The sequence below is a fragment of the Streptomyces sp. N35 genome (genome assembly GCF_016464295.1).
Lineage (GTDB): Bacteria > Actinomycetota > Actinomycetes > Streptomycetales > Streptomycetaceae > Streptomyces.
In genome coordinates, this window is sequence record NZ_JAEIMH010000007.1 from 165,727 (window position 1) to 173,570 (window position 7,844).

Sequence of the window (7,844 nt, forward strand, 5' to 3'; positions counted from 1 at the left end):
GGGGCGGGACGGGGGGGGGGGGGGGGGGCGCCGCCGGCGTTTTGGGGGAGGGGGGGGGGGGGGAAAAAAGCCTGCCGCAGGCGCCCACCCGCGCCCCCACCCACCCGCACCCGTCCACCACACTGGACGACGTGATCCGCACCGACGCACTGGCCGACCTGCCCGTCCGCACCGCCCTGCCCGCCCTGGAAGCGGCCCTCACCGCCCACGGCACCGCCGTCCTCTGCGCCCCGCCCGGCACCGGCAAGACCACCCTCGTCCCCCTGGCCCTCGCGGGCCTCCTCGGCCGGGGCGAACCGCGCCGCGTCCTCGTCGCCGAGCCGAGGCGGATCGCCGCCCGCGCCGCAGCCAGGCGCATGGCGTGGCTCCTGGGCGAGCAGGTGGGTGAGCGCGTCGGCTTCACCGTCCGCGGCGAGCGGAACGTGGGCCGCGACACGAAGGTCGAGGTCGTCACGACCGGCGTCCTGCTCCAACGCCTGCAGCGCGACCAGGAGTTGAGCGGCGTGGATCTCGTCATCCTGGACGAGTGCCACGAGCGGCACCTGGACGCCGACACGGTCGCGGCCTTCCTCCTGGACGTACGGGAGACCCTCCGTCCCGAGCTCCAGCTGATCGCCGCCTCGGCGACCACCGACGCCGAGGGCTGGGCCCGCCTCCTCGGCGGCCGAGCTGACGGACCGGACGGACCGGACGGACCAGACGCAGCGGGCGCAGCACACGCCCCGGTCGTCGAGGCGCGGGGCACGGCCCACCCCGTGGAGGTCGTCTGGGCGCCACCGGCCCGCCCCGTGCGCCCGCCGCACGGTATGCGCGTCGACCCCGCGCTGCTCACCCATGTCGCGGGCACGGTCCGCCGCGCCCTCGCCGAGCGGGAGGGCGATGTGCTGTGCTTCCTGCCCGGCGTCGGTGAAATCGCCCGGGTCGCGGGGCAGTTGGGCGAGCTCGGCGGGGTGGACGTGCTCCAGGTGCACGGCCGCGCGCCCGCCGCCGTGCAGGACGCGGTGCTCGCCCCGGGCGAGCGGCGCCGGGTCGTGCTGGCGACCTCCGTGGCCGAGTCGTCCCTGACCGTCCCCGGCGTACGGACCGTCGTCGACTCCGGGCTCGCGCGCGAGCCGCGTACCGACCACGCACGGGGGCTGAGCGCGCTCACGACCGTACGGGCGTCGCAGGCCGCGGGACGTCAGCGTGCCGGACGGGCCGGACGCGAGGCCCCCGGCGCCGTGTACCGCTGCTGGGACCAGGCCGAGGACGGGCGCCTGACCCGCTTCCCCGCGCCGGAGATCAAGGTCGCGGATCTGACCGCGTTCGCTCTGCAGGCCGCCTGCTGGGGCGACCCGGACGCCTCCGGGCTCGCTCTGCTCGATCCGCCTCCGGCCGGCGCGATGGCCGCGGCGCGCCGTTCTCTGACGGCGATCGGGGCCCTGGACACACATGGCCCGGTGTCCGAACGAGGCCTGCGGATGGCCCGGTTGGGCCTGCATCCGCGCCTGGGCCGTGCGCTCCTCGACGGTGCGCGCGAGCTCGGTGCGCGGACGGCCGCCGAGGTGGTGGCGCTGCTCAGCGAGGAGCCGCCGCGGGAGTACGGGAACGACCTGGCGGCGGCGTTGCGCACGGCCCGCCGCGGCGGCGATGCGTACGGCGCCCGCTGGCGCACGGAGACCCGCAGGCTCAGCTCGGCACTGGAGAGGGCGGACTCCGGCGCGCCGAGCCGGCACCCGGCGCACGGCCGCTCCCCCGCAAAGGAGCCCGCCTCCTCGGTGAAGGGATCCTCCGGGAAGGGCCCTTCCGCCGAGGACCGCGCCCCCGCCCTCATCACCGCCCTGGCCTTCCCGGAGCGCGTCGCGCGCTCCAAGGGCGCAGGAAGCTATCTCATGGCCTCCGGCACCGCGGCCGAACTCCCCGACGGCTCCCCGCTGTTCGGCTCCGAGTGGATCGCCGTCGCCGTGGCCGACCGGCCCGTCGGCTCGGCGCACGCCCGCGTACGCCTTGCGGCCGTGCTCGACGAGGACGCGGCACGCGCCGCCGCCGCGCCGCTCCACAGCAGCGGCGCCGAGGTCGGCTGGGCGGACGGTGACGTGGTCGCCCGGCGGGTGGAGCGGCTCGGCGCGATCGAGCTGCGGGTGCGCCCGCTCGACGACCCGGACCCCGTCCTCGTACGCGAGGCGCTGCTCCAAGGGCTGGCCGAGGAGGGCACCGTACTTCTGAAGTGGTCGCAGAAGGCCGGGGAGTTGAGACGGCGGCTGGCCTTTCTGCACCGGCGGCTGGGCGCGCCGTGGCCCGGCATGGACGAGGCGGCCCTGCTGGCGCGCGCGGACGAGTGGCTGGAGCCCGAGCTGTCCAAGGCGCGGCGGCGCGGGGACCTCGCGCGGATCGACGCCGGGCAGGCGCTCAACCGGCTGCTGCCCTGGGCGACGGGTGACGCCGCCCGGCTCGACGAGCTGGCGCCCGAGCGGCTGACGGTGCCGAGCGGGTCGTCCGTACGGATCGACTACACGGATCCCGGACAGCCCGTACTGGCGGTAAAGGTGCAGGAGATGTTCGGACTGGCCGCGACACCGGAGATCGCGGGCGTGCCGGTGCTCGTGCATCTTCTGTCACCCGCGGGACGGCCCGCCGCCGTGACGGCCGATCTGGCCTCGTTCTGGCGGACGGGCTATCAGGCGGTACGGACCGAGCTGCGCGGGCGTTACCCCAAGCATCCGTGGCCCGAGGACCCGGCGGGCGCGGAACCTACCCGGTTCACCAACGCCCGCCTGCGCAGGGAGCGTTGATCAGACGCCGGCGGGTTCGGGCTCCGGTGCGCGGTCGTCGGTCGCTTCCGGATCGTCGCCGGGGCGGCGGCTGCGGGCCTCCAGCCAGAGCGACAGGGAGAGCAGCACCAGGGCGAGGAAGCCGAAGCCCCACGGGATGTACGTGGTCATCGCGAGCACCAGCTGCCGCTGCGACTTGACCAGGTCCACGGTGGACTTGATGAAGTCCTCGCGCATCTTGACGTGTCCGTCGAAGACGGTGAGCCGGTCCTTGCCCGGGGCAAGGCCCTCCACGAGCGAGCCGCCCCGCATCTCCTCCTTGTGGATCTCCTCGCCGTACACCGGAGCGCCACTGGTGGGATCGACCCAGAACTTGCGAACCGTGGTGTACCACATCTCGGTACCGGTCCCCTTCATCTGCTCCGGCGGGATACCGCCGGGCATCGTGCTGGGGAAGTCGACCTTCTGCCACGGGATGGTCTGCTCGAAGTAGTAGACATCGACGCCGCGGAAATTCTGCTCACCCTTGTAGTGGATGGGGTTGGTCGTGCGGCTGCGCGCGTCGAAGTACTCGTAGTCCCGCTTCTCCGTCAGGAACGGCCACTTGAACTCGATGCCCTCGCGCTTGACCGGCTGCTTGTCGGCCATCTCGCCCGTCGCGTGGATCGGTTCCGAGGAGTGCGCGTCGAAGATGTAGCGCTCGGGGATCATCGTGACCATCTTGCCGTCGGAATCCTGCGCGTAGGACAGACCGTCCCACACCACGACATCGCGGCCGGCCGTTTCCTCGATCTTCTCGGACTCCTCCACATTGCCCTTGAGCGTCTGCACGATCGAGAGATCGGTCTTCTTCACCCCTTTCCCCATGTCGAAGATCGTCGCGTCCTTCGCCTCGAGAACCATGATCTGGTACTGGTTCGCCGGCACCTTCGCCAGCCGGGGGAACGCGTAGAACCGGATCAGCGGCGAGAGGGCCGCGAAGAAGACGGCGAAGCCGAGAAGGATGAGGCTGGCCTTGCGGCGCATCGCGGCGGCCCTCCCTACGGGTGTTTGGGGACAGTGGTGAGCAGAGGCTTCGGCGAGGTCTTGCCGGGCGGCGCCTCCATCGAGGAAATGGTGAGAACCAGCGCGAGCGCTACGGCGAGACCGATCCCCGCTGCTATCAGAGCGCGCATATCCGGCCCCCTCCCAGGAATCTGATACGGCGTCAGGGTCGGGGCACCGTAGCAACGCGGGGGCGAGATGAGAACACGTCACACCGCCCCTGATCCGGGTTTCGGTTCAGGGGCGGTGCGGTGACGGGTGTGAAGTTGTGTGGTGCCGCTACGAGTTGTCCGCGGGGCTCACGGAGAGGGGGTCACGGAGAGGGGCTCGGCGAGGGTGACTCGGCGACCGCGACCTTCAGCTCGATGTCGAGCTTGCCGCCGCCGGGCGCGAGGAGCCGCAGCGTGTACGTACCGGCCGTGTCGTCCGCGAAGATCGCCGGCAGCTTCAGCGTGCCGTCGGCTCCCGTGGCGAGTGTCAGGGTACGGACGGCCTTGCCGTCGGCGTCCTTGAAGTAGGGGCCGGCGTCGTTGAGGTCGCCCTCCGGGTTCTTGATCATCTTGGCGGTGACCTCGACGCCCGCCGCGGCGGCACCGTCCAGGGTGGCCTTCACCTCGACGGTCTCGGCGAACTGGGCGCCCGGCGCGCCGGTCAGCGCGGCGGTGGCGCTGGTGAGCGCGTCGGCCTGGCGGGCCGTGACGGTCGCGGTGAACTCGGCGGTGAGGACACGCAGGCCCACCTTGGTGGTGGCACGGATGCCGAACTCGCCGGTCTGCTCGCCCGCTTGGATCGCGGGGGCGCTCGCCTGGCCGTTGACACCCGTCCTGACCTCGGCGACCTTGCTGCCGCCGAACGACGCATCGGTGTCACCGACGATCTCGAACCGCACGAGAACCTTGCCGACCCCCGTACCGGACGCCGTGGCCGCCTTGACGGTCGGTGTGTCCGCGAAGGTGGTGCCCTCGGTGGCGGTGAACGTGGTGCTGCCCGACTCGTCGAGCTGCGCCACCGGCTCGGGGGTGGGGGTGGGGTCAGGGTCGGGAGAGGGGGTCGGGTCGGGGGACTCGCCGGGGTCGGGAGTCTCGCCGGGGCTGGGGGTGCTGCCGCCACCGCCGGGGTTCGTGTTGCCGCCACCGCCGCCGCCCGGCGTCGGGTTGGACGACGAGCCCGGGGTCGGATCCGGGTCCGGCAGGTTGTCGTCGCTGCGGTTGTCCGGCACGTGGCCCGTACCGTCCTCGACCTCGCCCGCACCCTTGCGGTAGCGCTCCATCCACGACTTGACCGTGTTGTAGTAGTCCGTCGAGTGGTTGTAGCTCAGGATCGCCTGGCGCAGACCGGCGCTCGTGGACAGGTCACGGTTGTTGGCGCAGAGGTACTTGCCGGCCGCGAGCGCCGCGTCGTAGACGTTGTTGGGGTCGTCCTTGCCGTCGCCGTTGCCGTCCTGGCCCCAGGTCGCCCAGGTCTGCGGGATGAACTGCATCGGGCCCACCGCACGGTCGTGCACGGTGTCCCCGTCGTAGAGACCGCCGTCGGTGTCGGTGATGTTGGCGAAGCCGTTGCCGTTGAGCTGGGGGCCGAGAATCGGCGAGGGGGTGGTGCCGTCGGCGTCGACCTTGCCGCCGCGGGCGTGGCCCGACTCGACCTGCCCGATGGCGGCGAGCAGTTCCCAGGGCAGATTGCAGCCGGGGTTGTCGGCCCGCAGCGCGTCCGCGGCCTTCTTGTAGGCGTCCAGGGGGGTCTTGGGTATGCCGACGTCGTCGCTTTCCGGCGCGTCGGGGTCGTTCGGCTCGGGCGACGCGAGTGGCGGCAGCTCCGTGAAGTACGAGTCGTCACCGCTCGCGGAGTCGGGCACCTCGGCCGTGCCGGTGGACTGACGTCCGCCCGACGGGACGTCCGTGACGCCGGGCGCCTGGGAGGCGGAGAGCGCGGCGAAAGCCGCCGCGGCCACCGCGGCCGCTGCCGTTGTCTTGCGCATCCGCTTGCCGAAAAGCGCTCGCATGCCTACGGTTCCCCTCCCGTGTTCCCACCCGGCGCGCGCTCCCACGCGCCAACGCACGCGACCCTACGACAACTTCCTTTGCGCAGAAACAGGTTCCTGTCCGGTTTGTTGGCGGATGGCCACGTGTGCGCACTCGGAAAGTTCGCTCCTACGGTGCCCGAGGTCGCGCTGAGCGGACACGGTTCGCGGGAACCGGGGGGCGCGGATCGCGGGAACCGAGGGGCGCGGATCGCGGGAACCGGGGGGCGGCGCGGTTCGTCGTCGATCACGATGTAGTCGTTCTCGTTCAGTGCACGCCGCCGTATGCCCGTCCTAGGAGCCCCGTTGCCGTTCACGCTCAGCCATGCCGCCGCCGTACTGCCGCTGGTACGCAGGGACGGGACCGGACGCGGGGCGCTGCTGCCGTCGGTGATGATCGCCGGGTCGTTCGCGCCGGACCTCACCTACTTCGCGGCGAGCGGGGTGCCCGGCGGGATGGAATTCGGCTCCTTCACTCATTCCTGGGTCGGGGTGCTCACCGCGGATGCCGTGATCGCGGCGCTGCTCGTCGGGGCGTGGCTGCTGCTGCGCGAACCGGTCGTCGCGCTGCTCCCGCGGACCTGGCAGGGACGGATCCTCGGCCTCGTCCGGGGGCGCGGATGGCATGAACGCCCGCTCGGGCCACTGCTGTTGTGGGGGTACGTCTCCGCGGTGCTGGGTGCGGCGACGCACACGGTGTGGGATGCGTTCACCCATCACGACCGGTGGGGCAGCGAGCTGCTGCCGGTGCTCGACGAGGAGTTCGGCGGGCAGCCGCTCTTCTGGTACTTCCAGTACGGCGGTTCGGCACTGGCACTGTTCGCCGTGGCCTGCTTCGCGGTCTCGGCGCTTCGCCGGTGTCCGGACGCGGAAACGGCCGGCCTGCCGCCGCTCACCCGCCGCGCCCGGATCGGCGCGCTCGCCCTCATCGGTGGGTGCGTACTGCTCGGGGCGGCGCACCGCACCGCGCGCTGGCTGGACTACTGGGGCGGGTTCCCCGAGAGGCCCTGGGAGATCATCCCCACGCTGTGCTTCGGCGCCGGGGCGGGCCTTGTGGTGGGGCTGCTCGGGTACGCGGTGGTGGTCAGGGTGCGGTCGGGCCAGGGGGATCCGTCTGCGGCGGTGAGCCGTCGCCCCGGCCCCCGGGCGGAGCGGGCGGCCCGCCCCCCCCCCCCCCCCCGGGCCGGAGCGTCCGCCCGGCTCCCCGGATCCGCACCGGGCGGAACAGAACCGTCCGGCTGCTCGCTGATCTCGCTCTGCGGCGTGTAGCCCTGCCCGGCCGCACGCCCCTTGTTCAGCGCGCGGTGCACGGCGTGGGCGACCCGCTCGATGGTCCGCACCCCGTACGCCATCGTCGGGTTGTCATGGCTGAGCACCACGATGCGATACGTCCGACCGCTCCCGGTGAACGCGCCGACGCTGTGCACCCGCCACCCGTGCGTGGTCCGGGGCAGCCAGCCGTTCTTGAGGTGGGCCGTGACCCCCTTGGCCATGCCCGCCGGCACGCCCCAGCGCTGGTCCGCCCTGACCTGTTGCAGCTGCTTCAGGCCGTACGCCCGCGAGCGCAGGAACGAGCGGGCCTCCGTGAGCACGCCGAGCAGCCGCATCTGGTCCAGGGCGGTGGTGCGGGTCAGGCCCCACAGACCGTTGGGGCCGGGGGTCGTGGCCGTGGCCCGGGCCTTGGTGAGGAAGCGCTCGACACGGCTGGGGCCGAGGTCCTGCCAGAGCTGCCAGGCGGAGCCGTTGTCGGAGACCTGGATCATCGGTGGGATACGGCGGGTCTCGAACCGCGTGAGTTTGCGGCGCAGTTGCTCGGCCCGCCACAGGACGGTCTCCATGATCAGCACCTTGGCGACGCTCGCCGAGTCGTAGTGCCGGTTCGCGTCGATGGCACACCACAGATCGCTCGCGTCGTCGTGCACCGCCACCGAGACGGTGCCCGTCCGGGACGACAAAGCCGACCGGGGGGCCTTGGGGCTCCCGGCGCCGGGGGCGGGGTGACGGGGGGGGGGGGGAGGGGGGGGGTGTGGGGG

At 72.6% G+C, this 7,844-nt stretch carries 5 protein-coding genes and 1 pseudogene; 2 read left to right on the forward strand and 4 right to left on the reverse strand.

Translation table 11 applies throughout. The features are described 5' to 3' along the window. The first annotated feature begins 131 nt into the window (after positions 1-131). Positions 132-2,771: an ATP-dependent helicase HrpB gene (gene hrpB / locus JAO81_RS06530; RefSeq protein ID WP_199546790.1), complete on the forward strand. Its 2,640-nt coding sequence runs from the start codon at positions 132-134 to the stop codon at positions 2,769-2,771. Here hrpB and JAO81_RS06535 read toward each other — a convergent pair whose 3' ends face one another. The 3 genes from JAO81_RS06535 to JAO81_RS06545 all read right to left on the reverse strand — a co-directional run bounded on the left by JAO81_RS06535 (position 2,772) and on the right by JAO81_RS06545 (position 5,793). Beyond that, entirely contained in the window at positions 2,772-3,776 is a 1,005-nt protein-coding gene (locus JAO81_RS06535; RefSeq protein ID WP_199546791.1) for a DUF3068 domain-containing protein, read from the reverse strand. It lies immediately after the preceding gene. 14 nt (positions 3,777-3,790) lie between these two features. Further along, on the reverse strand, positions 3,791-3,925 hold the full coding sequence (locus tag JAO81_RS06540) for an SPW_0924 family protein (RefSeq protein WP_107407016.1): 135 nt from the start codon (positions 3,923-3,925) through the stop codon (positions 3,791-3,793). Between the two features lie 182 nt (positions 3,926-4,107). Further along, complete coding sequence (locus JAO81_RS06545) at positions 4,108-5,793, reverse strand: lytic transglycosylase domain-containing protein (protein ID WP_199546792.1); 1,686 nt, start codon at positions 5,791-5,793, stop codon at positions 4,108-4,110. A gap of 303 nt (positions 5,794-6,096) precedes the next feature. Here JAO81_RS06545 and JAO81_RS06550 point away from each other — a divergent pair, with 303 nt between their 5' ends. Beyond that, positions 6,097-7,080, forward strand: coding sequence for a DUF4184 family protein (locus tag JAO81_RS06550; RefSeq protein WP_307813186.1), 984 nt, complete (start codon positions 6,097-6,099; stop codon positions 7,078-7,080). A 113-nt stretch (positions 7,081-7,193) separates the two neighbouring features. On the opposite strand, the pseudogene JAO81_RS43635 reads toward JAO81_RS06550, so the two are convergent. After that, positions 7,194-7,649, reverse strand: a pseudogene (locus JAO81_RS43635) (serine hydrolase); the annotation flags it as partial. Positions 7,650-7,844 lie beyond the last annotated feature (195 nt).

What these genes read in the sequence shown, in the direction of transcription:
- JAO81_RS06535 (WP_199546791.1), bottom strand. Translation starts at nt 3,776, where the DNA reads ATGCGCCGCAAGGCCAGCCTCATCCTTCTCGGCTTCGCCGTCTTCTTC.
- JAO81_RS06540 (WP_107407016.1), bottom strand. Translation starts at nt 3,925, where the DNA reads ATGCGCGCTCTGATAGCAGCGGGGATCGGTCTCGCCGTAGCGCTCGCG.
- JAO81_RS06545 (WP_199546792.1), bottom strand. Translation starts at nt 5,793, where the DNA reads ATGCGAGCGCTTTTCGGCAAGCGGATGCGCAAGACAACGGCAGCGGCC.
- JAO81_RS06550 (WP_307813186.1), top strand. Translation starts at nt 6,097, where the DNA reads ATGCCCGTCCTAGGAGCCCCGTTGCCGTTCACGCTCAGCCATGCCGCC.